The organism is uncultured Stenotrophomonas sp., assembly GCF_913778665.1.
In the GTDB taxonomy this organism is placed as follows: Bacteria; Pseudomonadota; Gammaproteobacteria; order Xanthomonadales; family Xanthomonadaceae; genus Stenotrophomonas.
Window position 1 is genome coordinate 199,300 of sequence record NZ_CAJYVQ010000010.1, and the last position, 23,385, is coordinate 222,684.

The 23,385-nt window shown below is 66.5% G+C and carries 20 protein-coding genes; 7 read left to right on the forward strand and 13 right to left on the reverse strand.

Annotation, left to right across the window (positions count from 1 at the left end; translation table 11 throughout):
- Positions 1-113: 113 nt before the first annotated feature.
- The 4 genes from QZ853_RS14995 to QZ853_RS15010 all read left to right on the forward strand — a co-directional run bounded on the left by QZ853_RS14995 (position 114) and on the right by QZ853_RS15010 (position 4,559).
- The gene (locus QZ853_RS14995) at positions 114-2,357 is read left to right on the forward strand and encodes a TonB-dependent receptor (protein ID WP_295574750.1); all 2,244 of its coding nucleotides are present in this window, start codon (positions 114-116) and stop codon (positions 2,355-2,357) included.
- Entirely contained in the window at positions 2,357-3,949 is a 1,593-nt protein-coding gene (locus QZ853_RS15000; protein WP_295574753.1) for an alkaline phosphatase D family protein, read from the forward strand. The genes QZ853_RS14995 and QZ853_RS15000 overlap by 1 nt, the downstream gene beginning before the upstream one ends.
- Before the next feature lie 143 nt (positions 3,950-4,092).
- Positions 4,093-4,305, forward strand: coding sequence for a hypothetical protein (locus tag QZ853_RS15005; RefSeq protein ID WP_010486834.1), 213 nt, complete (start codon positions 4,093-4,095; stop codon positions 4,303-4,305).
- A 5-nt stretch (positions 4,306-4,310) separates the two neighbouring features.
- On the forward strand, positions 4,311-4,559 hold the full coding sequence (locus tag QZ853_RS15010; RefSeq protein ID WP_295574755.1) for a hypothetical protein: 249 nt from the start codon (positions 4,311-4,313) through the stop codon (positions 4,557-4,559).
- Between the two features lie 150 nt (positions 4,560-4,709).
- Here QZ853_RS15010 and lpdA read toward each other — a convergent pair whose 3' ends face one another.
- The 6 genes from lpdA to purB all read right to left on the reverse strand — a co-directional run bounded on the left by lpdA (position 4,710) and on the right by purB (position 14,904).
- Entirely contained in the window at positions 4,710-6,146 is a 1,437-nt protein-coding gene (gene lpdA / locus QZ853_RS15015) for a dihydrolipoyl dehydrogenase (protein WP_295574757.1), read from the reverse strand.
- A gap of 63 nt (positions 6,147-6,209) precedes the next feature.
- On the reverse strand, positions 6,210-7,412 hold the full coding sequence (gene sucB, locus QZ853_RS15020; RefSeq protein WP_295574759.1) for a dihydrolipoyllysine-residue succinyltransferase: 1,203 nt from the start codon (positions 7,410-7,412) through the stop codon (positions 6,210-6,212).
- Positions 7,413-7,451: 39 nt separating this feature from the next.
- On the reverse strand, positions 7,452-10,283 hold the full coding sequence (locus QZ853_RS15025; protein ID WP_295574762.1) for a 2-oxoglutarate dehydrogenase E1 component: 2,832 nt from the start codon (positions 10,281-10,283) through the stop codon (positions 7,452-7,454).
- 185 nt (positions 10,284-10,468) lie between these two features.
- Positions 10,469-11,365: a GNAT family N-acetyltransferase gene (locus tag QZ853_RS15030; RefSeq protein ID WP_295574765.1), complete on the reverse strand. Its 897-nt coding sequence runs from the start codon at positions 11,363-11,365 to the stop codon at positions 10,469-10,471.
- 9 nt (positions 11,366-11,374) lie between these two features.
- The gene (locus QZ853_RS15035; protein WP_295574767.1) at positions 11,375-12,790 is read right to left on the reverse strand and encodes a cupin domain-containing protein; all 1,416 of its coding nucleotides are present in this window, start codon (positions 12,788-12,790) and stop codon (positions 11,375-11,377) included.
- A 746-nt stretch (positions 12,791-13,536) separates the two neighbouring features.
- Positions 13,537-14,904, reverse strand: a complete 1,368-nt coding sequence (gene purB / locus QZ853_RS15040; RefSeq protein ID WP_295574769.1) for an adenylosuccinate lyase — start codon at positions 14,902-14,904, stop codon at positions 13,537-13,539.
- Positions 14,905-15,198: 294 nt separating this feature from the next.
- On the opposite strand from purB, the gene QZ853_RS15045 reads away from it, so the two are divergent.
- Positions 15,199-16,635 (forward strand): class II fumarate hydratase, encoded by a 1,437-nt coding sequence (locus QZ853_RS15045; RefSeq protein WP_295574772.1) that lies wholly within the window; start codon positions 15,199-15,201, stop codon positions 16,633-16,635.
- Positions 16,636-16,739: 104 nt separating this feature from the next.
- Here QZ853_RS15045 and QZ853_RS15050 read toward each other — a convergent pair whose 3' ends face one another.
- The 7 genes from QZ853_RS15050 to QZ853_RS15080 all read right to left on the reverse strand — a co-directional run bounded on the left by QZ853_RS15050 (position 16,740) and on the right by QZ853_RS15080 (position 21,322).
- Positions 16,740-17,165 carry a hypothetical protein gene (locus tag QZ853_RS15050; protein WP_295574774.1) on the reverse strand — a complete coding sequence of 142 codons (426 nt, stop codon included), beginning with the start codon at positions 17,163-17,165 and terminating at the stop codon, positions 16,740-16,742.
- A 100-nt stretch (positions 17,166-17,265) separates the two neighbouring features.
- The gene (locus QZ853_RS15055) at positions 17,266-17,877 is read right to left on the reverse strand and encodes a DUF2884 family protein (RefSeq protein ID WP_295574776.1); all 612 of its coding nucleotides are present in this window, start codon (positions 17,875-17,877) and stop codon (positions 17,266-17,268) included.
- A 30-nt stretch (positions 17,878-17,907) separates the two neighbouring features.
- Positions 17,908-18,795, reverse strand: a complete 888-nt coding sequence (locus tag QZ853_RS15060; RefSeq protein ID WP_295574778.1) for a DUF4097 family beta strand repeat-containing protein — start codon at positions 18,793-18,795, stop codon at positions 17,908-17,910.
- Between the two features lie 25 nt (positions 18,796-18,820).
- Positions 18,821-19,849 (reverse strand): ABC-2 transporter permease, encoded by a 1,029-nt coding sequence (locus tag QZ853_RS15065; protein WP_295574781.1) that lies wholly within the window; start codon positions 19,847-19,849, stop codon positions 18,821-18,823.
- Complete coding sequence (locus QZ853_RS15070) at positions 19,846-20,721, reverse strand: ABC transporter ATP-binding protein (protein ID WP_295574783.1); 876 nt, start codon at positions 20,719-20,721, stop codon at positions 19,846-19,848. The genes QZ853_RS15065 and QZ853_RS15070 overlap by 4 nt, the downstream gene beginning before the upstream one ends.
- Complete coding sequence (locus QZ853_RS15075) at positions 20,721-21,080, reverse strand: GntR family transcriptional regulator (protein ID WP_005410261.1); 360 nt, start codon at positions 21,078-21,080, stop codon at positions 20,721-20,723. Before QZ853_RS15075 ends, QZ853_RS15070 begins: the two co-directional genes overlap by 1 nt.
- A gap of 2 nt (positions 21,081-21,082) precedes the next feature.
- Positions 21,083-21,322, reverse strand: a complete 240-nt coding sequence (locus QZ853_RS15080) for a hypothetical protein (protein WP_295574785.1) — start codon at positions 21,320-21,322, stop codon at positions 21,083-21,085.
- 400 nt (positions 21,323-21,722) lie between these two features.
- Between QZ853_RS15080 and QZ853_RS15085 the strand changes: the two genes are divergently transcribed.
- Entirely contained in the window at positions 21,723-22,307 is a 585-nt protein-coding gene (locus QZ853_RS15085) for a glutathione peroxidase (protein ID WP_295574787.1), read from the forward strand.
- A gap of 96 nt (positions 22,308-22,403) precedes the next feature.
- The gene (locus QZ853_RS15090; protein WP_295574789.1) at positions 22,404-23,381 is read left to right on the forward strand and encodes an FKBP-type peptidyl-prolyl cis-trans isomerase; all 978 of its coding nucleotides are present in this window, start codon (positions 22,404-22,406) and stop codon (positions 23,379-23,381) included.
- Positions 23,382-23,385: the final 4 nt, after the last annotated feature.

Consider the following 23,385-nt stretch of genomic DNA (forward strand, 5'->3'; position numbering starts at 1 on the left):
AACGTCCGTACGTGGCGTGTAAATGACATGTAACGCGACGCTTCTACGATTCCGCCGCTGCTGCTCTTCGACGCCGCCCTTCGGCGTCCAGCGTGCCCAAGGAATCCGCCTCCATGCCGTCTCACGCTCCGCTTCGCCGCAATCTGCTGGCCCTGCTGGTCTGTGCTTCGCTACCGTCGCTGGCCGCCGCTGAAGCTGCCCCCGCTGCCGATGCACCGTCGGCCACCACGCTCGATTCGATCTCGGTGATCGGCCGCGGCGAAGCGCGCCAGGTGCAGCGCGTGACCGCCGAGGACATGAAGATGCTGCCGCCCGGTGCCAACCCGCTGAAGGTGCTGGCGACCAAGCCGGGCGTGCATTTCGAATCGGCCGACGCCACCGGTGCCTACGAGTGGTCCACCACCATCAGCCTGCGTGGCTTCAACCAGAATCGCCTTGGCTACACCCTCGACGGCATTCCGTTGGGCAACATGGCTTACGGCAACAGCAACGGCCTGCACATCAGCCGCGCGGTGATCAGCGAAGACCTCGGCGGCGCCGAAGTGTCCACCGGCATCGGCGCGCTCGGCACGCCGTCCACCAGCAACCTCGGCGGCGTGTTCCAGTTCTATTCGATCGATCCGTCCACCGAGTACGGGGTGGTGCTGGCGCAGAGCTTCGGCAGCGACAGTGCGCGCCGCAGCTATGCGCGCCTGGAGACGGGTGAACACCAGGGCTTCGCCGCCTACCTGTCCGGCGTGTATTCAGAAGGCGACAAATGGAAGGGCAAGGGCTCGCAGGAGCTGAAGCAGTTCAATGGCAAGGCCACCTACAATTTCGGCATGGACAGCAGGATCACCGCGCTGTTCAACGCATCGCGCCGCGTCGAGGCCGACTACCAGGACCTGTCGCTGGAGATGATCGATCGCCTCGGCTGGGACTGGGACAACTACGCCCCGGACTGGGATCGCGCGGTGGCTGCCGCACGCGGCACGTTCAGCGGCGGCGTCAACAGCCCGTGGGACGCGTATTACTCCGGCCACGGCCTGCGCAATGACGATCTGTCCAGCATTGCCGGCGATTTCGGCCTGAACGAGTCGATGCGCCTGAAGGTCAATGTCTACAACCACAGCAACCGTGGCCAGGGCCACTGGTTCAGCCCGTCCAATCCGTCCAACCCGGGCACCAGCCGAGAGATCCCGATCTCGATCCGCACCACCGAGTATGCGATCGACCGCACGGGCGTGACCTCGGCGTTCACCTGGAACGTGGGCGGCCACGAACTGGAAGCGGGCCTGTGGTACGAAGACAACGGCCACAGCGTGCAGCGCAATTTCTATTACATCGATGGCCCGATCACCGACGACTTCTTCCTGCGCAATCCGGACCAGCGCGTGTGGCACCAGCGCTACACCACTGTCACCCGCCAGTTCTACGTGCAGGACCGCTTCCGCCTGTTCAATGACCGCCTGACCATCGACATCGGTGCGAAGTCGCCGAACACCCGCACCCGCGTGCGCACGCCGCTGGGCAGCTACGCCAACAACAGCAGCCTGACCTCGAAGAAGGGCTTCCTGCCGCAGGCCGGCTTCAACTTCAAGCTCAACGAAGGCAACGAGATTTTTGCTTCGTTCGCCAAGAACATCGCGGCCTATGCGCTGGGCGTGGGCAGCCCGTTCAACGTGCCGCAGGCCGCATTCGATGCCAGCGCGAAGAACCTCAAGCCGGAACAGTCGCGCACCCTCGAACTGGGGTGGCGCGGCTATGGCCAGGGCTATGAAGCCTCGGTGGCGGTGTATGACGTAAAGTTCGACAACCGCCTGCTGGCCATTGCCCAGTGCGTGGGCATCCTCGGTTGCCCGGCGCTGTTCTCCAACGTCGGTTCGGTGACCAGCCGCGGCGCTGAGGCGACCCTGCAGTTGAAGCCCATGCAGGACCTGGCGTGGTCCAACGCACTGTCGTGGAATGACAGCACCTACGACAACGACTATGTGAACAACGGCGTGGTGCCGACCCGCGGCAAGAAGACCGTCGACACTCCGGAATGGATGTTCGCCAGCACCCTGGCGTGGACGCCGGGTCCCTGGGACCTGCGCCTGGCCGCCAACCACATCGGCAAGCGTTACGTGACCTATACCAATGACGTGTCGGTGCCGAGCTACTGGCTGGTCAACGCCTCGGTGGCCTATGACTTCGGCAGGCTGGGCCCGGCACAGAACCTGACCGTGGCGCTGAACCTGACCAACCTGACCGACAAGCGCTACCTGTCCTCGATCAACACCAACGGCACCTATGCCGCCGACCCGACCCGCAGCCTGGCGACCATGCAGGTCGGCGCGCCGCGGCAGGTGATGGCCACCGCTACCGTGCACTTCTGATGCGCGGGCCTGTCGATCCGGAAAGCCGTCGTCGCCTGCTGCGCATGGCGTGGCAGGGCACGGGAGCGGCGATCGCGCTGGCAGCGATGCCGGGGCTGGCCACGGCCGGTCCACGCCCGCGGCTGGGACGTGATCCGTTCACCCTGGGCGTCGCCGCCGGCGATCCGGATCCGCAGGGGGCCGTATTGTGGACGCGGCTGGCGCCGGACCCGCTCAACGGTGGCGGCATGCCGTCGCGGGCGGTGCCGGTGCGCTGGTTCGTGGCCGAAGATCCGGGCATGCGCCGTCTGGTGCAGCGTGGTGCTGCGGCCGCGGTGCCGGAGCTGGCCCATTCGGTGCACGTGGAGGTCAATGGCCTGCGGCCCGGCCGCGATTACTATTACCGCTTCGCCTGCGATGGCGATGAGGAAAGCGCGGTCGGCCATTTCCGCACCGCGCCGCTGCTGGACACGCAACTGCAGCAGTTGCGGCTCGCGCTGTGTACCTGCCAGGCGTGGAACAGCGGCTACTACCCGGTGCTGCGTGACATCGCGCAGAGTGATGTCGACCTGGTGCTGCATGCCGGCGACTACCTGTACGAATACAGTCCGCTGCAGAACGCGCGTGGCAGCACGCTGGATGCCGAGCGCTTCAGCGGCGAGACCATCAGCCTTGAGCGCTACCGCGACCAGTACGCGCTGTACAAGCTCGATCCCGATCTGCAGGCCGCGCACGCCGCACACGCGTTCGCGGTGATCTGGGATGACCATGAGGTGCAGAACGATTACTCGGGCATCCATCCGGAGAAGCCCGGCGTCTCGACGGAGGACTTCATCATTCGCCGCGCGGCGGCCTACCGCGCGTTCTACGAACACCTGCCCATGCGCAGCACGCCTGCGGGCAACGGTGGCCTGCGCGTGCATCGGCGCCTGCGGTACGGCGATCTTGCACAGCTGACGCTGCTCGATTGCCGCCAGTTCCGCCCGGCCAATCCCTGCGGTGTGGGCGAGTCGCCGCGCTGCGAGGCGGCCCTGGACCCACGCATGAGCATGCTGGGCGCGGGCCAGGAAGCGTGGTTCGCGCAGTCGATGGCGGCCGCACGCGGCATGCGCTGGAACGTGGTGGTGCAACAGCTGCTGATGGCGCAGCTGCGGCTGGACGGCGGCACGCCGCGGGAGCGCTTCTGGAACGACGCCTGGGACGGTTATCCCGCCGCACGCAACCGGCTGCTGCAGGCAATGCAGGCGGGCGGGCAGGGCAATGCGATCGTGCTCGGTGGTGACTGGCATTCCACCTTCGTCAACGACCTGAAGCTGGACTTCGATGCCGCCGGTGCCCCGGTCGTAGCCACCGAATTCATTGCGCCGGCAATCAGCAGTGGCGGCGACGATACCCCCTATGGCCCGTACTACGGTCCGTCGATTCCAGAGAATCCGCATATCCGCTACTTCGACGGCGACCGCCGTGGCTGGTGGAAGCTGCAGCTGAACCGGCAGTCCGTGGATGCCGAACTGCGCTTCGCCGACAGCGTGCTGCGCGCCGATGCGCCGGTGCGTACCGCAGCGCGCTTCCAGGTGGCCCACGGCCGTCCGGGCGCAGTGCAGCTCCTGTAGAGCCGAGCCCACGCTCGGCTCTACAACGGCGGTAGACCGGTTTCATCGCCCCCAGCCGGGTTTCGTCGCAAACCGTTTGCGGCCACCGGGGCAGGGCGCCAAGGTGGCCGCAGGCGGCAGGGTGCCGCCGCAAGGAGACCGTGATGAAGACCCTGTTCGCGCTCGGTGTGTGGTGCCTGCTGTTCGTGCTGTGCTGGCCGCTGGCGATCCTCGCCCTGATCGCCTGGCCGTTCGTCTGGCTGCTGAGCTTGCCGTTCCGCTTGGTCGGCATCACCTTTTCGGCGCTGTTCGCCTTCCTGCGCGCGCTGTTCATGCTGCCGGCGCGGTTGCTGGGTGGTCGGGCGGTGGCTGCATGAGGGCTATGTTGCTGATGGGTCTGGTCCTGTTGCCAGGCCCGGTGCTGGCCACACCGCCCGCGCCACCGTCGGCGTGGCTGGAGCGCCAGCAGGCAGCCGGTGCCGATGAAGCGAATGCGGCGGGGGCGAAGGCGTCGACGGCACCCGAGGCCAAGGAGCGCTGCCGGGTCACGAAGCAATGGAAGGTCGGCGAGACGGTGGTGCAGCACAGGGTCTGCGACGATCCGCCGAAGAAGCCGGCTGGGAAGGTGTAGCGCCGAGCCCATGCTCGGCGGGCTTTGGCAGGGCAGCCGAGCGTGGGCTCGGCTCTACACCGGCGCAGCCAACAAAAAACCCCGCCGAAGCGGGGTTTTTTGTTTGCAGGGGGAGGGCCGGCCAGCGGTCTGCACCCGCCCGGATGCAGATCAGTTCGCCTTGTGGATGGCGCGCTTGCTGACGGCCATCGCCGCGTCGTGGACCACTTCCGACAGCGACGGGTGGGCGTGGCAGATGCGGGCCAGGTCATCGGCCGAACCGCTGAACTCCATGGTCAGCACACCTTCGTGCACCAGTTCGGAGACGTTGGCGCCGACCAGGTGCATGCCCAGGATGCGGTCCGTTTCGGCGTGGGCCAGGATCTTCACGAAGCCTGCCGGCTCGATCATCGCCACGGCGCGGCCGTTGGCGGCGAACGGGAAGCTGCCGGCCTTGTACGGAATGCCTTCGGCCTTCAGCTGGGCTTCGGTCTTGCCGACCCAAGCCAGTTCCGGTTCGGTGTAGATGACCCACGGGATGGTGTCGAAGTTGACGTGGCCCGGCAGACCGGCGATCAGCTCAGCCACCGCGATGCCTTCCTCGAAGCCCTTGTGCGCCAGCATCGGGCCGCGCACGCAGTCGCCGACCGCCCAAACGCCGTCGACGCCGGTGTGGCAGTGCGCGTCGACTTCGATCTGGCCGCGCTCGTTGATCTTGACGCCGGTGCCTTCGGCCAGCAGGCCCTTGGTGGCGGCGCGGCGGCCAACGGCCACCAGCAGCTTGTCCACGGTCAGGGTCTTCTCGCCTTCGCTGTCGGTGTAGGTGACAACGACTTCCTTCTTCTTGCCCTTGCCAGTGATTTCGGTCTTGGAAACCTTGGCACCGAGGCGGATGTCCAGGCCCTGCTTCTTGAATTCCTTGGCAGCGGTCTTGGCCACTTCGGCATCGGCCACGGCCAGGAACTCCGGCAGTGCTTCCAGGATCGTGACTTCAGCGCCCAGACGCTTCCACACGCTGCCCAGTTCCAGGCCGATCACGCCGGCGCCGATCACCGCCAGGCGGTTCGGCACTTCGGTGAAGTCCAGGCCGCCGACGTTGTCGACGATGGTCTCGCCGTCGAACTTGGCGAACGGCAGTTCGATCGAATCCGAACCGGCCGCGATGATGACGTTGGTGCCCTTCAGCTCGACGATGGAACCGTCATGCTGGGTGACCTTGACCACGTTGCCCGGCTGCAGTTCGCCGAAGCCGTAATACGCGGCGACCTTGTTGGCCTTGAACAGCATGCCGATGCCGCCGGTGAACTGCTTGACGATCTTGTCCTTGCGGCCAACCATCGCCTCGACGTCGATCTTGGCATCCTTGAAGCTGATGCCGTGGTCGCCAAAGATGTGGCCCATGTTCCAGAACTGGCGCGAGGAATCCAGCAGCGCCTTGGACGGGATGCAGCCCACGCGCAGGCAGGTGCCGCCCAGGGCCGGCTTGCCGTCCTTGCCCAGCGCTGCGTCGATGCAGGCGGTCTTCAGGCCCAGCTGGGCCGCGCGGATGGCAGCGTGGTAACCGGCCGGGCCGGCACCGATGACGACGACGTCGAATTGTTCAGCCATTGAATTATTCCTTGATGCATTACCAGAACCCCTCCGCGCAGGCGCGGAGGGGCGGGAGGTGTCTTACAGGCCGAACAGCATGCGGCCCGGGTTTTCCAGCTGGTTCTTGATGTCCACCAGGAACTGCACCGAATCCTTGCCGTCGATGATGCGGTGGTCGTACGACAGCGCGAGGTACATCATCGGCGCGATCACGACCTGGCCGTTCTGGGCGATCGGACGCTCCTTGATCGCGTGCATGCCCAGGATGGCGCTCTGCGGCGGGTTGATGATCGGGGTCGACAGCAGCGAGCCGAAGGTGCCGCCGTTGGTCACGGTGAAGGTGCCGCCCTGCAGCTCGTCCAGGCCCAGCTTGCCGTCACGCGCCTTCTTGGCGTAGTCGGCGATGGTCTTTTCGATGTCGGCGAACGACATGCGCTCGACGTTGCGCAGGACCGGGGTGACCAGGCCCTTCTCGGTGGACACGGCGATCGAGATGTCCGAGTAGCCGTGGTAGATGATGTCGTCGCCATCGATCGAGGCGTTGACCAGCGGGAAGCGCTGCAGCGCGTTGGCCGCGGCCTTCACGAAGAAGCTCATGAAGCCCAGCTTGATGCCGTGGGCCTTGACGAACTCGTCCTGCAGTTCCTTGCGCGCTGCCGAGACCTTGGACAGGTCGACTTCGTTGAAGGTGGTCAGCATGGCGGTGGAGTTCTTCGACTCCATCAGGCGCTCGGCGATGCGCTTGCGGATGCGGGTCATCGGCACGCGCTCTTCCGGACGTGCGCCACCGGCCTTGCCGGCGCCGCCGTTGCGGGCGAAGTTGACGATGTCTTCCTTGGTGACGGCGCCGCGGCGGCCGGTGCCGTCGACGTCGGCCGGGTTCACGCCTTCGGTGATGGCGGTGAAGCGGGCGCCCGGCGGCAGCGCATCGGCGGCCGACTTGGTAGCCGGGGCCGGAGCAGCGGCAGCTGCCGGAGCAGCAGCGGCCGGGGCAGCAGCGGCTGCCGGAGCAGCTTCAGCAGCCGGAGCCGGGGCAGCAGCGACCGCGCCTTCTTCGATGATCGCCACGACCTGGCTGGAGGTCACGGTCGAGCCTTCGGCGAACTTGATTTCCTTCAGCACGCCGTCGACCGGCGACGGCACTTCCAGGACGACCTTGTCGGTTTCCAGGTCAAGCAGGTTTTCGTCGCGCTTGACGGCGTCGCCCACCTTCTTGTGCCAGGTGGCGATGGTGCCGTCGGCGACGGATTCGGGCAGTACCGGGGCTTTGACTTCGGTGGCCATTGCGGGAGCTTCCTGGTTTGTCTTCTAAATAGGGGAGGATTATTCAGCGAACGTGTCGTTGAACGGGTTGACCAGTGCGTCGGCGACCAGCTGCTGCTGCTCGCGGACGTGGTCAGCCATGTGACCGGCAGCCGGCGAAGCCGAGCGTGCGCGACCGGCGTAGTGCAGGTTCTGGCCATCGGCCAGGCAGAACTGCAGGTGGTGGCGGATCTGGTACCACGCACCCTGGTTCTGCGGTTCCTCCTGCGTCCACACCACGTCGGTGGCCTTGCCGTACTTCTTCAGTTCGGCAGCCAGCAGCGCACGCGGGAACGGATACAGCTGCTCGACGCGGATGATCGCCACGTCGTCCTGGCCACGCTTGGTCTGGTCTTCTAGCAGGTCGTAGTAGACCTTGCCCGAGCACAGCACCACGCGCTTGACCTTCTTGGCATCGGCATTGGCATCGCCGATCAGGTGCTGGAACTCGCCGTTGGCCAGCTCGTCGAGGGTCGACACGGCCAGCTTGTGGCGCAGCAGCGACTTGGGCGACATCACCACCAGCGGCTTGCGGGTGGTCAGGTGCTGCTGGCGGCGCAGCATGTGGAAGGCCTGTGCCGGCGTCGACGGCACCACAACCAGCATGTTCTCCAGCGCGCACAGCTGCAGGAAGCGCTCCAGGCGCGCCGAGCTGTGTTCAGGGCCCTGGCCTTCATAACCGTGCGGCAGCAGCAGGGTCAGGCCGGAGATGCGGCCCCACTTGGCTTCACCGGCGGCGATGAACTGGTCGATGACGACCTGGGCGCCGTTGGCGAAGTCGCCGAACTGGCCTTCCCAGATGCACAGCGTGTTCGGATCGGTGGTGGAGAAGCCGTACTCGTAGGCCATCACCGCTTCCTCGCTCAGCAGCGAATCGATGACGGTGGCCTTCTCCGGCGAATCCACCAGCTGCCGAAGCGGCATGTAGTAGTTGTCGGTCTTCTGATCGTGCAGGATCGCATGGCGGTGGGTGAACGTACCGCGGCCGACGTCCTGGCCGACCAGGCGCAGTGCTTTGCCTTCGTCGAGCAGGGTGGCATAGGCCAGGTTCTCGGCAAAGCCCCAGTCGCCCGGGATCTCGCCGGCGGCCATCTTGCGGCGGTCGTCGTAGACCTTGGCCACGCGCGAGTGCAGCTGCACGTCTTCGGGGATGGTGTTGATCAGCTTGGCCAGCTCGACCAGCTTGTTCTTCTCAACCTTGGTCGAGATCGGATCGGACAGCTTTCCTTCCAGCAGCTTCGGCCAATCGACGAACAGCGGGCTGCTCGGCGGGGTCTTCTCGACCTTGGCCAGCTCGGTGGTGACTTCACCTGCGTCCAGCTTCTCGCGGTAAGCATCGACCATCGCCTTGCCGGCGCCGGCGGCAATCACGCCCGCCTTTTCCAGCTGCTCGGCGTACATCTCGCGGGTGGTCGGGTGCTTGCGGATCACCTGGTACATCAGCGGCTGGGTGATTGCCGGTTCGTCGGCCTCGTTGTGGCCCCAACGGCGGTAGCACATCAGGTCGATGACCACGTCCTTGGCGAACTTCTGGCGGAACTCGAAGGCCAGCTGGGCAGCGAACACCACCGCTTCCGGATCATCGCCGTTCACGTGCAGCACCGGGGCGGCGATCATCTTCGCCACGTCGGTCGCATAGCGCGTGGAGCGCGTATCCAGCGGGTTGGAGGTGGTGAAGCCGACCTGGTTGTTGACCACGATGTGCACGGTGCCGCCGACGGCGAAGCCGCGGGCCTGCGACATCTGGAACAGCTCCATGACCACGCCCTGGCCGGAGAAGGCCGCGTCGCCGTGGATCAGGATCGGCATGACCTGCTTGCGCGCGGTGTCCTTGCGGCGCTCCTGGCGCGAACGCACGGAACCGGCCACGACCGGGTCGGCGATTTCCAGGTGCGACGGGTTGAACGCCAGCGCCAGGTGCACCGGGCCACCTTCGGTGGCGACGTCGGCGGAGAAGCCCATGTGGTACTTCACGTCACCGGCCGACGCGTGCTCGTCGTGTTCGAACTTCCCTTCGAATTCGTCGAACAGCTTGCGCGGGTTCTTGCCCAGGGTGTTGACCAGCACGTTCAGACGGCCGCGGTGGGCCATGCCGATCACCACGTCCTTGACGCCATCCTTGCCGGCGTTGCGGATGATGGTGTCCATCATCGGGATCAGCGAGTCGCCGCCTTCCAGCGAGAAGCGCTTCTGGCCGACGTACTTGGTGTGCAGGTAGCGTTCCAGACCCTCGGCCGCAGTCAGGCGCTCCAGCGTGCGGCGCTGGGTGTCAGCGTCCAGCTGGTAGTTGCCGCCGGCCAGTTCCAGCTTCTTGTAGATCCACTGGCGCTGCTCGACCTCGGAGATGTGCATGAACTCCGCACCGATCGAGCCGGTGTAGGTGGCCTTCAGGCGTGCCAGCAGGTCGCGCAGCTTCATGCGCGGCTGGCCACCGACCCCTCCGGTGCTGAATTCGCTGTTGAGGTCGCCATCGGACAGGCTGTGGAACGGCAGGCCCAGGTCCGGGGTGTTGACCGGCGCGGCCAGGCCCAGCGGATCAAGACGGGCGTCCAGGTGACCGCGCGAGCGGTAGGCGGTGATCAGACGACCGACATTGCGCTCGCGCTCGTCGCCCGCACCATTGCCGGTGCCGGCTTTCAGCGCATCCTTGGCCGCGTCCGCGATGTGGGAGATGACGGCCGAGTGCGGAATGTCACCTGCTTCGCGGCCCTTGAAGCCGTCGAAGTAGGTTTTCCATTTGGGATCGACACTATCCGGGGAGACCAGGTACTGCTCGTACAGGTCCTCGACATAGGAGGCGTTGCCGCCGGCGAGTTGCGAAGATTGCGCAAACTGCTTCAGTTGATTGTCCACGATGGAGGGTGTTGATTCGCTTTGTGGGGTATGGCTTCAGAAGGACCCGGCAGAAACATGAATAGCCATGCACGGGCGCGTTCAAACAGCCAAATTGTACCCCCAACCGGACACGAAGGGGCACCACCACAGGCATCCCGCGTCCCCCGGTGCCGCTTCCAGACAGGTTGGATCGAGCGGTCCGCTCAGATGCCAAGCGCGCGCAGCTCGCTGCAATCGCGCGAACGGTCCCAGACACGCCGCAATTGCAGCTCGAACGGCTGCGAACGTGCCGGTAGCGCGACGGCGGCCTCGCCGTCGAGGCGATGCCCCATCAGACGAAAGTAGAAGTCGCCGGCATCGTTGAGCAGGCAGGCCGAGGCCAGCGCACGGTCGACCGGGTCGGTCACTTCACGGAACTGGATCACGCTTGGCAGGCGTTGGGCCAGCGCCAGCAGGGGCGCACCGGCCGAGGCGATCGCCGCCGCGTCGTGCACGATCACCCGCAGCTGCTTGTCATGGCGGGCGGTGACGAAGCGCCGCAGGGCAGCCTGTACCGGCGGCGTGTCCAACAGGCCGGGGTCCAGTTGGCGGCTGTGCAGCCACAGTTGGCGGCGGGCGCGGTGGATGATCGCGGTGGTGATCGCCACCGCCTCGGCGCGGCCGTCGATGGCACTGGCCGCGCCCAACCGGCGGCGCATCTGCTGGTGGCCGATGCCGGCCTCTTCGAACACCGCGCCCTCGGGCAGGAAGCCCTGGCGGGCGTAGAAGTCACGGGCCGGCAGCTGCGCGTGCAGGTGCAGTTCGACCAGGCCGAGCCGGCGTCCGGCCTCGACCAACGCCTCCAGCAGGGCTTCACCGACGCCGCGGCTGCGATGGCCGGCCAGCACCGCCATCCGGCCGATGCGGCCATCGGGGGCCAGCCGGCCGGTGCCGACCGGTTGGCCGTCGGCGTCCAGCGCCAGCACATGGGCGCTGACCGGGTCCAGCGCATCGCGTTCCAGCTCCGCGGCGATGCCCTGTTCCTGCACGAACACCCGCTGCCGCACGTCGTGGATGGCGACATGGGCGTCGGTGTGGCTGACCTGCTGGACCCGGATCATGGGGATGGCTCAGGCGCGACCGTCGTCGCTGTCGTCTTCGTCGTGATCCTCGAAGTTGACGATGACCTCGATACCGTCGTCGTGCACGGTCACGGTGTGGACATCGTCGGACACCGCATCCGCGTCGATCGCGTCGACACGGTCACGTCCTTCGACCACTTCGCCGAGCACCACGGCGTCTTCGCCGTCGTCCTCGTCTTCAGCGTCATACACCTCGTTCGGATCGATCAACTGGAACACGCCACCGACCAGCAGCTGCTGGACCACCGCGCGGCCCTTGTCGGACAGGCCGCGGTAGGCGGTAGCGTCGAGCTGCTCGGCCCCGGCCAGGCGCTGTGCGTCCTTCACCGGCAGCGCGAAGTCCTGGCCGCTGACATACAGGCTGGCGCCACGCTTCGCCCGGCGCCAGGCCAGTCGCGCCCATGGGTGGCGCTGCAGCAGCAGGCCGGACGCCAGTGCCTCGACGACCTCTTCCTGTGCCGGCGCGGCCTGGTGGGCCATCACCTCACCGGCAGCGCGGTAGGTGGTGATGAAGCGGCCGAACCAGTCGCCCAGCTTGTCCGGGTCATTCATTCGGATGGCATTGAGCGCAGTGATCACCCGCGCCATCGCCACCGTGTCGATTTCGTTCGGGTCAGCCGGCACCTTCAGGTCGGCATCCTGGTAGCGGATGTTCTCGTCGGCATCGGCGATCAGGGTGTCCAGGTAGTCGCTGATCAGCTCGGCCGAGGCCGGCGCGCGCATGCCGAAGGAGAAGGTCAGGCAGGGGTCTTCGGCGACACCGTGGTGGGGCACGTTCGGCGGCAGGTACAGCATGTCGCCCGGCGCCAGCACCCAGTCATGGGTCGGCTTGAACACTTTCAGCAGCTTCAGTTCCACGTCCGGGCGGAAGCCCAGCGGCGGCTGCTTGCCCTTGATCGATTCGCTGGCATCGATCTGCCAGCGGCGGTGGCCATGGGCCTGCAGCAGGAACACGTCGTACTGGTCGACATGGGCGCCGACCGAGCCACCGGTGGCGGCGAAGCTGATCATCACGTCGTCCATGCGCCAGCGCGGCAGGAAGCTGAAGTGTTCGATCAGTGCGCGCACGTCCTTGTCCCATTTGTCCACGTCCTGCACCAGCAGGGTCCAGTCGTGGTCGGGCAGGGCGGGGAAGATGTCTTCCTGGAACGGGCCGCTGCGCACGCGCCAGCTGTCCTGGGCCTTGTCGTGTTCGATCAGGCGCGCCAGCACGCCTTCCTCGCAGGCCAGGCCCGCGAGGTCTTCCGGCTGCACCGGGGTCTGGAAATCGGGGAAGGCGTTGCGGATCAGCAGCGGGCGTTTCTGCCAGAAGTCGCGCAGGAAGGTGGCCGGCGCCATGCCCAGCGGCTGGCCGGGGCGGGCGGTGACTTCAATGAGCGGAGCGGAGGACTTGCGGGCGGCCATGGGGGAATCCTTGCAGCGGAAAGCGGGAGGGGCGGCGCGGCGGGCCGCCAAGGTCTCCATTGTCCGCCGTTCGTTGGGATTGCGCACGTGCGGTGGTTTGTCGCGGGGTTCCGGCCAACGGCTGAGCCCCTCGTGGCGGGGTCTGGGTTGGTCGCTGAAAGCAAAAGCCGGGTTTGGCCGGGCGGGTGGGCTGCGCGGGGGGGGCGCTGCAAGTACGTCCCTGTAAGCTTCGCCGCCGCATCCATGCGGCGGACACCCCCGCGCAGCTCACCCGCCCGGCCCCTGACAGTTTCCTGCGTGGCCCGCCACGGAATGGAAGAGGAAAATCAAAGGCAAGAGCGGGTCGCGCGCTGCGCTTGCTCGTGCATCTGTAGAGCCGAGCCCACGCTCGGCTTGCTGTTGGAACAAGCAGCCGAGCACGGGCTCGGCTCTATAAGGGCCGCAAAACCAAAACAAAGAAGGACGCGGCGAAGCCGCGTCCCTCTTTCAAATTCCGTCCCGACAACCCAATGCTCTTCGATCCGTCACCGGACAACTGTCAAAGGTGGGGCGGGATGGGTTCGCGGGGGTGTCCGCGGCATGGATGCCGCGGCCAAGCCCCCAGGGATGGGTTTACGGCGTCCCCCGCGAACCCAACCCGCCCCGCCAAGCGAGGCAATAACCCAGAGCCGCCTTTGACGTTGCAGTTGCAGTTGCAGTCAAGCCTGCCGCAGGCAGCGCCCGCGGCCGCCGCCGCAAGGAGCCCCTTAAATCTTCTTCGCCAGCGACTCGGCCAGGCCGGTGTAGCTGCCCGGGGTCATCTCCAGCAGGCGCTGCTTCGCATCCGCCGGCAGCTCCAGCCCCTGCACGAACGCACGCATCGACTCGGCCGTGATGCCTTGGCCACGGGTCAGCGCCTTCAGCTGCTCATATGGGTTCGGCAGGCCGTGGCGGCGCATCACCGTCTGCACGGCTTCGGCCAGCACTTCCCAGGCCGCGTCCAGATCGGCGTCCAGGCGCTGCGGGTTCACTTCCAGCTTGCCCAGCCCCTTGGCCAGCGAGTCCAGTGCCACCTGGCTGTGGCCGAACGCGGTGCCCAGGGCACGCAGCACGGTGGAATCGGTCAGGTCACGCTGCCAGCGGCTGATCGGCAGCTTCGCGCTGAAGTGCTCGAACAGCGCATTGGCAATGCCGAAGTTGCCTTCCGCATTCTCGAAATCGATCGGATTGACCTTGTGCGGCATCGTCGACGAGCCGACTTCGCCTTCCTTCAGGCGCTGCTTGAAGTAGCCCAGCGAGATGTAGCCCCAGATGTCGCGGGCCAGGTCGATCAGGATGATGTTGGCGCGGCGTGCGGCATCACCGATCTCGGCGACGTTGTCGTGCGGCTCGATCTGCGTGGTGTACGGGTTGAACACCAGGCCCAGGCCGGTGACGAAGCGCTCGGCGAAGGCAGGCCAGTCCACGTCCGGGTAGCTGGCTACGTGCGCGTTGTAGTTGCCGACCGCGCCGTTGATCTTGCCGGTCAGCTCGACTGCGGCGATCTGCCGGCGCTGGCGCTCCAGGCGCGCGACCACGTTGGCCAGCTCCTTGCCCAGGGTGGTCGGCGAGGCGGTCTGGCCGTGGGTGCGCGACAGCATCGGCTGGCCGGCCTGAGCGTGGGCCAGGGTGCGCAGCGTGGTGGCGATGCCGTCCAGGGTCGGCAGCAGCACTTCGCGGCGGGCCTGCTCCAGCATCAGGCCGTAGCTGAGGTTGTTGATGTCTTCGCTGGTGCAGGCGAAATGCACGAATTCCAGCGCCGGAGCCAGCTCGGCGTCGTCCTTCAGCTGTTCCTTGATGAAGTACTCCACCGCCTTGACGTCATGGTTGGTGGTGCGCTCGATTTCCTTCACGCGCGCGGCCTGGGCCGGGCTGAAGTTGGTGGCCAGGGCGCGCAGGCGGGCGATGGCGGCGTCGGAGAACGGTGCCAACTCGATGATGCCCGCTTCAGCGGCAAGCGCCAGCAGCCATTCCACCTCGACCACGATGCGGGCCTTGATCAGGCCATATTCGGAGAAGATCGGGCGCAGCGCGTCGACCTTGCCGGCGTAGCGGCCATCGAGCGGGGACAGGGCGAGCAGGGCGGAATCGGACATGTCGGCAGGGCGGGGACGAGCGGCGGGGCCGATATTCTACGACGTGCCGGGCGGGCGTGCCCTGTAGAGCCGAGCCCACGCTCGGCTGCTTCGGGCAATCCGATACCCACGGGCCAGCCGGGCGTGGGCTCGGCCCTACACACAACGGCCCTGCGGACGGAACGATCTGGCCCGCGCTCGTCATCCCATGCCGCAGGCAAGGGAGTATCGTTGGCGCAGCCGCCAGCCCGGGAAGCGACACCCTGCCAGCCGCCGCTTCCCTTTCCCCAACTGAAGTAGTGCGGAGTCGATGCAATGAGCAAAGTTGCAAGCAAGGGTGGAACCCCCGGGTTCCGGATTGAACACGACAGCATGGGCGAGCTGCAGGTGCCTGCCGATGCCCTGTGGGGCGCGCAGACCCAGCGTGCTGTGCAGAATTTCCCGGTCTCGGGCCAGCGCATGCCGCGCGGTTTCATCCGTGCGCTGGGCCTGGTCAAGGGTGCCGCTGCCGGCGTGAATGCCGAGCTGGGCCACCTGCCCAAGACCGTGGCCAGGGCCATCCAGACCGCCGCCGCCGAAGTGGCCGCCGGTGACTGGGACGCGCATTTCCCGATCGACGTCTACCAGACCGGCTCGGGCACGTCGTCCAACATGAATGCCAACGAGGTCATCGCCACCTTGGCCAACCGTGCCGGCAAGGCGGGCAAGACCGTGGTGCACCCCAACGACCACGTCAACCAGGGCCAGAGCTCCAATGACGTGATCCCGACGGCGCTGCGCGTGTCGGCGGTGCTGGCCACGCACGAACACCTGCTGCCGGCGCTGGTGCACCTGCGCAAGACCCTGGACAAGAAGGGCCGCAGCCTGCGGAAGGTGGTCAAGACCGGCCGCACCCACCTGATGGATGCGATGCCGCTGACGTTCGAGCAGGAATTCGGCGCCTGGTCGGCGCAGCTGGCCTCGGCGCAGGAGCGCATCGAAGACAGCCTCAAGCGCCTGCGCCGCCTGCCGCTGGGTGGCACTGCCATCGGCACCGGCATCAATGCCGACCCGCGCTTCGGCGCGCAGGTGGCCAAGGCGCTGAAGCAGCAGACCTCGATCAAGTTCGACAGTGCCGACAACAAGTTCGAAGGCCTGGCCGCGCAGGATGATGCAGTGGAACTGTCGGGCCAGCTCAATGCACTGGCGGTGGCACTGATCAAGATCGCCAATGACCTGCGCTGGATGAACGCCGGTCCGCTGGCCGGGCTGGGCGAGATCGAGCTGCCGGCACTGCAGCCGGGCAGCTCGATCATGCCGGGCAAGGTCAATCCGGTCATTCCGGAAGCCACCGTGATGGCCTGCGCGCAGGTGATCGGCCACCACGCCGCGATCACCGTGGCCGGGCAGACCGGCAACTTCCAGCTCAACGTCACCCTGCCGCTTATTGCAGTGAACCTGCTCGATGGCATCGGCCTGATGGCCAATGTGTCCACCCTGCTGGCCGACAGTGCCATCGCCGGCCTGAAGGTGCGCGAGGAGCGCGTGGCTGAGGCGCTGGCGCGCAACCCGATCCTGGTCACCGCGCTGAACCCGATCATCGGCTACGAGAAGGCCGCGGCGATTGCCAAGCGTGCCTACAAGGAGCAGCGCCCGGTGCTGGATGTGGCGCTGGAAGACAGCGGCCTGGGCGAGGCCGAGTTGCGTCGCCTGCTGGACCCGACCGCGCTGACCGCTGGCGGCATCCAGGCGGGCGGTGGCGGCGGCGGTTGATCTGCCGGTTGTAGAGTCGAGCCACGCTCGACCGTTGTTCCGGAGTCGAGCATGGCTCGGCTCTACGGAAGTGAAGAACGCCGCCCTTGGGCGGCGTTTCTGCTTCAGCGACGGTCGGCGACGATGTTGCCGAAGGTGTCGGTGTAATCCTTGAATTCGGGGATGCGCTGGATCAGGTCGGCCGGAATCACGTCCATGCCTTCCGGCGGCTGGATCTTCACCGGCTGCATGTTCGGGTCGGCCGGGGCGGCCACCAGGGTGTTCTGGCGCAGCACCTGCAGCTTGCCGAACATCGTCTGCAGCATCTGCTTCTGCCCGTCGTCCAGCGGAATCTGGATTTCGTCCACCTTCATCGTGCCGTCGCCGAGGATGATGATGTTCGGTGCTGGCGGGCGGCGCACGGTCACCATGCCTTCGCTGACGGAAATCTTGGGCTTGCCACGCTCGGCGCGGTGGTTGCGGTAATCCTTGTCACAGCCGACCAGGCCCAGGCAAAGCAGGGCGGCCAGCAGCAGGAACAACTTCTTCATGGCGTTCGGTTCGGGGGCATCCGGGGCCTCCATTGTAAGCCCGCCAGCGCAGCCCTACCGGCAACGGAGCGCCGTTGACGGTAAGGTGCGTCGATATGTCTCAGTTGGAGAACGTGACCGAGTTGTTCTTGCCGCAGTCGTCCACGTCGCTCTGGTCCATGGTCGCGTAGGGCTTGAACGCCGGCAGTTCGCGTGCCAGCGCCTGCTGGCTGGCCAGCATCGCCGGCAGGCGATCACAGATGCGCTTGGCCTGGGCCTCGATCTTGGCGGCTTCGGCGTTGATGCGCTTTTCCACGCCTTCGCTGTCGCCGCTGAAGATGCTCTTCAGCGCTTCACCGGCCGCGTTGGCGCCGAGCTTGGCACCGGCCACGCCGACATCCATGCCCGCCATCGCAACGGCGACCACGTGACCGCGGTACTCCTGCAGGTGGCGGCGCTGGACGTCGTTGGCGGCGACCTCCTTGCCGTCGATCAGCAGGCGGCCGTCGGGCGTGATCTCCGCACGCGGCTGCTTGTCGGCAGAGATCTTGATGTTGCCCTCGGCGATCTCCTTGCGGGCATCGTCCATGGCTTCCTTCACGGACTGGCCAACGCCGCTGGTGGCTTCGGCAACGCTCTTGCCGACGCTCTTGTCGGGGGCGGAGGAGGTGCCACCGCAGGCGATCAGCGGCAGGCACAGCAGGGCAGCGGGCAGCAGGCGCAACAGATTCATGGTGTTCCCCTGGAGGTATGTGGAAGAGGATTACTTGCCGCGCGGCAGGGTGACCCGGCCGCTGACGTTGCGGTGCCCGACATCACCGCTGCCGCTGTGATCGACGGTCAGGCTGCCGCGCACGCCGTCGACCTGGATGTCACCCGAGCCGTGGCTGCGCACATGCACATTGCCGCCGATGTCGGCCAGGTCGACGCCGCCGGAGCCGACCACGCCGACCTCGACGCTGCCCTGCACGCGCTTGAACTCGATGTCGCCCGAGCCGACCGTATCCAGCCGCGCGTTGCCACGCACATCGGTGATCTTCAGGTCACCCGAACCGACCGTGCCGGTGATGGCGTCGCCGCCGATGTTGCGGGCGTTGACGTCGCCCGAACCGAGCGACAGCAGGTTCAGCGAACTCCCGCCGTCGATGTTGAGGTCGCCCGAGCCCACTGCGGCGTGGATGCTGCCGCGCGTACCGCGGGCGACCGCATCACCGGAGCCGACATCCACGCTGAGCGACTGCGCGTTTTCCACGCTGGCGTCGCCCGAGCCGACCTTGAGCTGCAGCGGCAGGTTGTCCGGCACGCTGCCGCGGATGTCCAGCCAGGCGTAGCTGTTGCCCAGGCTGATGCCGCTGTGGCGGCCGTCGCGGCGCAGGCTCACCACCAGCTTGTCGCCCTCGCGGTGCTGGTCCAGCACCAGCTGGTCCAGCCATTCCTGGCTGGAGGCACAGGCACGGCCATCGAGCTGGCCACCGCCGGCACGGGCGACCACCTTCAGGTCGTGCTGGTTGACCTCGATCACCACCGCCTTGGCACCGGCCACGTCCAGCTTCAACGCGCGCGCAGCAGTGAACTTGCAGTTCGGGGCATCGGCAGCGAGTGCCGACAGCGGCAACAGCAACAACGCGGAACAGGCGAGCAGGGAACGCATGGGTGGTGCCTCCGGATGGATGGAATCAGATCTCGCCGGCGCGCTTGCGCAGGCGGATGGCGAGGAAGATGAACACTGCACCGACGGCCGCACCGATCCACAGTTCCGGCATCGCCAGCGACTTCAGCTGCGAGGCGGGGGACATCAGGCTGACCACCGAGTCCAGATCGCGGCGCGACCCTTCACCGGCGCCGAGGCGGTACAGCAGGTCCATGCCGGGCACGCCGCCCAGCAGCAGGCGACCGACGATGTTCTGCCAGAACCAGCCGGTGGTCAGGCCAAACAGCGGCATGATCTTGGTGGTGCTGACGATGACGCCGGCAAACAGCGGCAGCATCACCGCCCACAGGAACGGCTTGCTCTTGGCCCAGGCCGAGCACAGCAGCAGCCAGCCGGCGGTGGGCAGGGCCCACAGCGCGTAGACCGGAATCCAGCTCAGATGGCCGGCGGCCAGCGTCAACGGGCTGGCTGGGCCCCAGATCAGCGACATCGGGCTGCCGCCGTGCATCAGTGCGACGATGCTGATGATCACCAGGAAGCCGAACATGGTGATGATGCCGGCGAGCACCGCGATCAGCGGTGCCACGATCAGTGCACTGATCACCTTGGACAGCACGGTCTGGGTATCTGACAGCGGCAACGACTTCCAGAACAGGATGCTGCGGTCGCGGCGGTCGTCATACAGGGCGCCCAGGCAGTAGAAGAACACGACGAAGGCCAGCACCAGGAACGGCCACGCCGAGCTGAGCACCAGAGTCAGGTCGAGGCCGTTGCCCAGGTCGGCCAGATCCTTGCCGTCGATGTTGCGGGTGAGCAGGGCCAGGTCCAGGCCGTTGACGTTCACGCTTTCGCCATCGACATGCAACGCGCCGTTGCGCGCGGCGCGGTTCAGCGCGAACAGGCCGAAGGCGATGCCAACGGTGCTCATCACCAGCGAGATCAGGCCGGCGATCAACGGGGCATACAGGAAGCCGCCGCGGTTTTCCCAGTACTCGCGCTTGAGCAGCCAGCGCAGGGTGCCGAGGGGACTGACGGGGTGGTTGACGGCGTTCATGCGTAGGTCCCCTTCATGATGGCGACGAACAGGTCGGCCAGGCCCGGACTGCGGGTCTCGCCAAGGGTGGACAGCTGCGTGCGCGGCACGCCATCGAACAGCATCACGGTCTTGCCGAATGCCAGGGTGCGCTCGTCGATCGGCTTCAAGGCGCGGGCGGTATCGAGCTGATCGGCATTGACCAGCAGCTCGGTGTAGCGCTGGCTGACCTCGTCCATTTCGGCGTCGAGCACGATGCGGCCGTCGCGGATGAACATCACGTCGGTCAGGATGTGCTCGATCTCTTCCACCTGGTGGGTGGTGACGATGATGGTCTTCTGTTCGTCGAAGTAGTCCTCCAGCAGGCGCTGGTAGAACTCCTTGCGGTACAGGATGTCCAGGCCCAGGGTGGGCTCGTCCAGCACCAGGATGCGGGCATCGATGGCCATCACCAGCGCCAGGTGCAGCTGCACGATCATGCCCTTGGACAGTTCGCGAACGCGCTGTTTCGGCTGCAGCTTGGTGTTGGCCAGGAAGCGCTCGCAGCGGGCGCGGTCGAAGCGCGGATGCACGCCGGCCACGAAGTCGATCGCCTCGCGCACCTTCAGCCAGCGCGGCAGCACGGCGACGTCGGCGATGAAACAGATGTCATTCATCAGTTCGTCGCGGTGGAGCCGCGGGTCGCGGCCGAGCACGCTCAGTTCGCCTTCCACCGCGGTCAGCCCGAGCAGGGCTTTCAGTGCGGTGGTCTTGCCCGCACCGTTGGGGCCGATCAGGCCGACGATGCGTCCGCTCGGAATGCTGAAGCTGGCTTTGTCGAGGGCGACCGTGGTCTTGTAGGCCTTGCGCAGGCCGCGGGCGGTGATGACCGATTCGCTTGCGTTGCTATTCATCAGACTTTCCCCTGGGGCAACAATTCGTCGAGGCTCAGGCCCAGGCGCTGGATGCGCTCCAGCACCGCCGGCCACTCTTCGTTGAGGAAGCGTTCGCGCTCGCTGCTGCGCAGCTGCGTGGCGGCCTGCTCGGTCATGAACATGCCCAGCCCGCGGCGCTTCTCGACCAGGCCTTCGTCGGCCAGTTCCTGATAAGCGCGCGAAACGGTGATGGGGTTGAGCTGGTAGTCGGCGGCCACCTGGCGCACCGAAGGCAGGGCATCGCCCGGCTTGAGGATTCCGTCGAGCATCATGGCGATCACGCGCTCCTTCAACTGACGGTAGATGGGAGCGCCGTCGCTCCACTGGATGTCGCTCATGGTCAGCTCCGTGGGGTCAGCGGCTGGGCGAACGAGAAATACGGCATGGACAGGGAGCTGTGCAGCCGACGCGGGGGAGGGGGGGAGGATACGGCGGCGTTCCCTGCCGGTGAAACGGTGGCGTCCTGCCCACTGTCGGGGGAGGTGGGGGAGGTGGGCGCGGCCAGCCAGGCCAGCACGATCAGGGTCGAGACAGCAGCGGCCGCTGGCGCGGTGAAGTGGCGACGGATCCGGATGTTCATGGCTTCCCCCTGTCTCAGGTGACTGGTGTTGTATGCAACTATAACACCGGCACGCCTATGTGCAACCCCTTGCCGGCCCCAACTGATGGCAGGGGGAGTCGTTTCACCGACATATTTCAGCAGGTTGTTGATTGAAAAGGAAAAAAAATCTCCGGTGCCACGCCCGGCGGCCGAAGCGCTGCTTGGCAGCCGTTCATCCATCGCCCGTGCGCCGTCGAGCGAGCTCGACTCTACGGCATCCATGCCCCCGCGCCCCGGGGCGAACGCCGCAATTGCCACGCCGCGCAAAGCCGCGCCCGCACCTGCGCCATCGGGGCGGCCGGCGCCCGATGCTATAGTTCGGCCGATTCCCGGCCCCTTTGGGCCGGGCCTTGTGAATGGCTACCGCGGACCGCTCCTGATGCCCCTGCCGACCGTTTCCCCGCGCCACCTGCGCGGCCTGTCCCTGCTGGCCCTGCTGGTGGCCGGCGCTGCCGGCAGCGCCAGTGCCCTGGCCGCCGATCTGCTCGACCTGAACTACCGGCCCTTGGCCGGCAAGCAGCAGGTCAACCTGCAGCAGCGCTACCACGGGCAGGTGCTGCTGGTGGTCAACACCGCCAGCAAGTGTGGCTACACGCCACAATACGAAGGCCTGGAGGCGCTGCAGAAGCGCTACGCCGGTCGCGGCTTTGCCGTGCTCGGTTTCCCGTCCAACGATTTCAAGGGCCAGGAACCGGGTGACGAGCAGCAGATCCAGGAGTTCTGCACGCTGACCTACGGCGTCAAGTTCCCGATGTTCGAAAAGGTGCACGTGGTGGGCGCGGAGGCGACGCCGCTTTACCAGCGCCTGACCGCAGCGACCGGTGTCGCGCCGGGCTGGAATTTCCACAAGTACCTGGTCGGCCGCGATGGCAAGGTCATCGCGCAGTTCGCCAGCAAGGTGACGCCGGACGATCCGCAGTTGACCGCGGCCATCGACAAGGCGCTGGCCGCCGCTACGCATTGACATGCAGCACGGATGCCTCGACATCGACGGCATGCGTGCGACAATGCTTCTTTTCGCGCCGACGTCGGCGCCCGGACACTTTCAGGAATGCAGCGAATGAAGATGGGAATGCGCGGCGCCGCGGCGTCGGTTCTGATTCTGGCGATGGGCACTTCGGGTGTCGCTCTGTCGCAACAACCGGCTGCCCCCGCAGCCGCCAAGGAGACCGCAACCTTGAATTCCCCCAAGCAGAAGCTGGGCTACGCCATTGGCCTGGACGTGGCCAAGTCGTTCACCCCGATCGCCGATGAGATCGACGTGGCCGCCCTGCGCACCGCCGTGGAGCGCTCCTTCGAAGGCCTGCAGCCGCAGATCACCCAGGAACAGGCCAAGGCCACCGATGCGGCCCTGCGCCAGGTCGTGATGGCCCGCAGCGGGCAGCAGGTGCCGGGCGTGGCGCCGGGCTCGCAGCCGCCCAAGGTCGATCGCGTCAAGGTTTCGCAGATGATCGGCTCCTACTCGGTGGGTCCTTCGCTGGCCCAGCTGAAGGACGACATCGACGTTGCCTCGCTGTTTGACGCAATCAGCACGGGCCTGAGCAAGGGCCAGCCGAAGATGACGGAAGCTGACGCGACCGCCACCATCCAGGCCTTCATGGGCAGCAAGCAGGCCGAAATGCAGGCCAAGGCCGCCGCCGCCGCGCAGACCAACCGCGAGGAAGGCAACGCGTTCCTGTCCAAGAACAAGACCCAGCCCGGCGTGGTGACCACAGCCTCGGGCCTGCAGTACCAGATCATCCGCCCGGGCAGTGGCGAGCGTCCGCTGCCGACCAGCAAGGTGCGCGTGAACTACGAAGGCAAGCTGCTCAACGGCACCGTCTTTGACAGCTCCTATGGCCGTCAGCCGGCCGAGTTCGGCCTGGACCAGGTGATCAAGGGCTGGACCGAGGGCGTGGCGCTGATGCCGGTTGGCTCGAAGTACCGCTTCTGGATCCCGGGCAATCTGGCCTATGGCGAAAACGGCACCCCGGGCGGCCCGATTGGCCCGAACGCCACCCTGACGTTCGATGTCGAACTGCTGGGCGTTCTGCCGTAAGTCA

Bases quoted from the DNA above. Each gene is read 5' to 3' on its own strand.
- QZ853_RS14995 (WP_295574750.1), top strand. From the start codon at position 114: ATGCCGTCTCACGCTCCGCTTCGCCGCAATCTGCTGGCCCTGCTGGTC.
- QZ853_RS15000 (WP_295574753.1), top strand. From the start codon at position 2,357: ATGCGCGGGCCTGTCGATCCGGAAAGCCGTCGTCGCCTGCTGCGCATG.
- QZ853_RS15005 (WP_010486834.1), top strand. From the start codon at position 4,093: ATGAAGACCCTGTTCGCGCTCGGTGTGTGGTGCCTGCTGTTCGTGCTG.
- QZ853_RS15010 (WP_295574755.1), top strand. From the start codon at position 4,311: ATGTTGCTGATGGGTCTGGTCCTGTTGCCAGGCCCGGTGCTGGCCACA.
- lpdA (WP_295574757.1), bottom strand. From the start codon at position 6,146: ATGGCTGAACAATTCGACGTCGTCGTCATCGGTGCCGGCCCGGCCGGT.
- sucB (WP_295574759.1), bottom strand. From the start codon at position 7,412: ATGGCCACCGAAGTCAAAGCCCCGGTACTGCCCGAATCCGTCGCCGAC.
- QZ853_RS15030 (WP_295574765.1), bottom strand. From the start codon at position 11,365: ATGATCCGGGTCCAGCAGGTCAGCCACACCGACGCCCATGTCGCCATC.
- QZ853_RS15035 (WP_295574767.1), bottom strand. From the start codon at position 12,790: ATGGCCGCCCGCAAGTCCTCCGCTCCGCTCATTGAAGTCACCGCCCGC.
- purB (WP_295574769.1), bottom strand. From the start codon at position 14,904: ATGTCCGATTCCGCCCTGCTCGCCCTGTCCCCGCTCGATGGCCGCTAC.
- QZ853_RS15045 (WP_295574772.1), top strand. From the start codon at position 15,199: ATGAGCAAAGTTGCAAGCAAGGGTGGAACCCCCGGGTTCCGGATTGAA.
- QZ853_RS15050 (WP_295574774.1), bottom strand. From the start codon at position 17,165: ATGAAGAAGTTGTTCCTGCTGCTGGCCGCCCTGCTTTGCCTGGGCCTG.
- QZ853_RS15055 (WP_295574776.1), bottom strand. From the start codon at position 17,877: ATGAATCTGTTGCGCCTGCTGCCCGCTGCCCTGCTGTGCCTGCCGCTG.
- QZ853_RS15060 (WP_295574778.1), bottom strand. From the start codon at position 18,795: ATGCGTTCCCTGCTCGCCTGTTCCGCGTTGTTGCTGTTGCCGCTGTCG.
- QZ853_RS15065 (WP_295574781.1), bottom strand. From the start codon at position 19,849: ATGAACGCCGTCAACCACCCCGTCAGTCCCCTCGGCACCCTGCGCTGG.
- QZ853_RS15070 (WP_295574783.1), bottom strand. From the start codon at position 20,721: ATGAATAGCAACGCAAGCGAATCGGTCATCACCGCCCGCGGCCTGCGC.
- QZ853_RS15075 (WP_005410261.1), bottom strand. From the start codon at position 21,080: ATGAGCGACATCCAGTGGAGCGACGGCGCTCCCATCTACCGTCAGTTG.
- QZ853_RS15080 (WP_295574785.1), bottom strand. From the start codon at position 21,322: ATGAACATCCGGATCCGTCGCCACTTCACCGCGCCAGCGGCCGCTGCT.
- QZ853_RS15085 (WP_295574787.1), top strand. From the start codon at position 21,723: ATGCCCCTGCCGACCGTTTCCCCGCGCCACCTGCGCGGCCTGTCCCTG.
- QZ853_RS15090 (WP_295574789.1), top strand. From the start codon at position 22,404: ATGAAGATGGGAATGCGCGGCGCCGCGGCGTCGGTTCTGATTCTGGCG.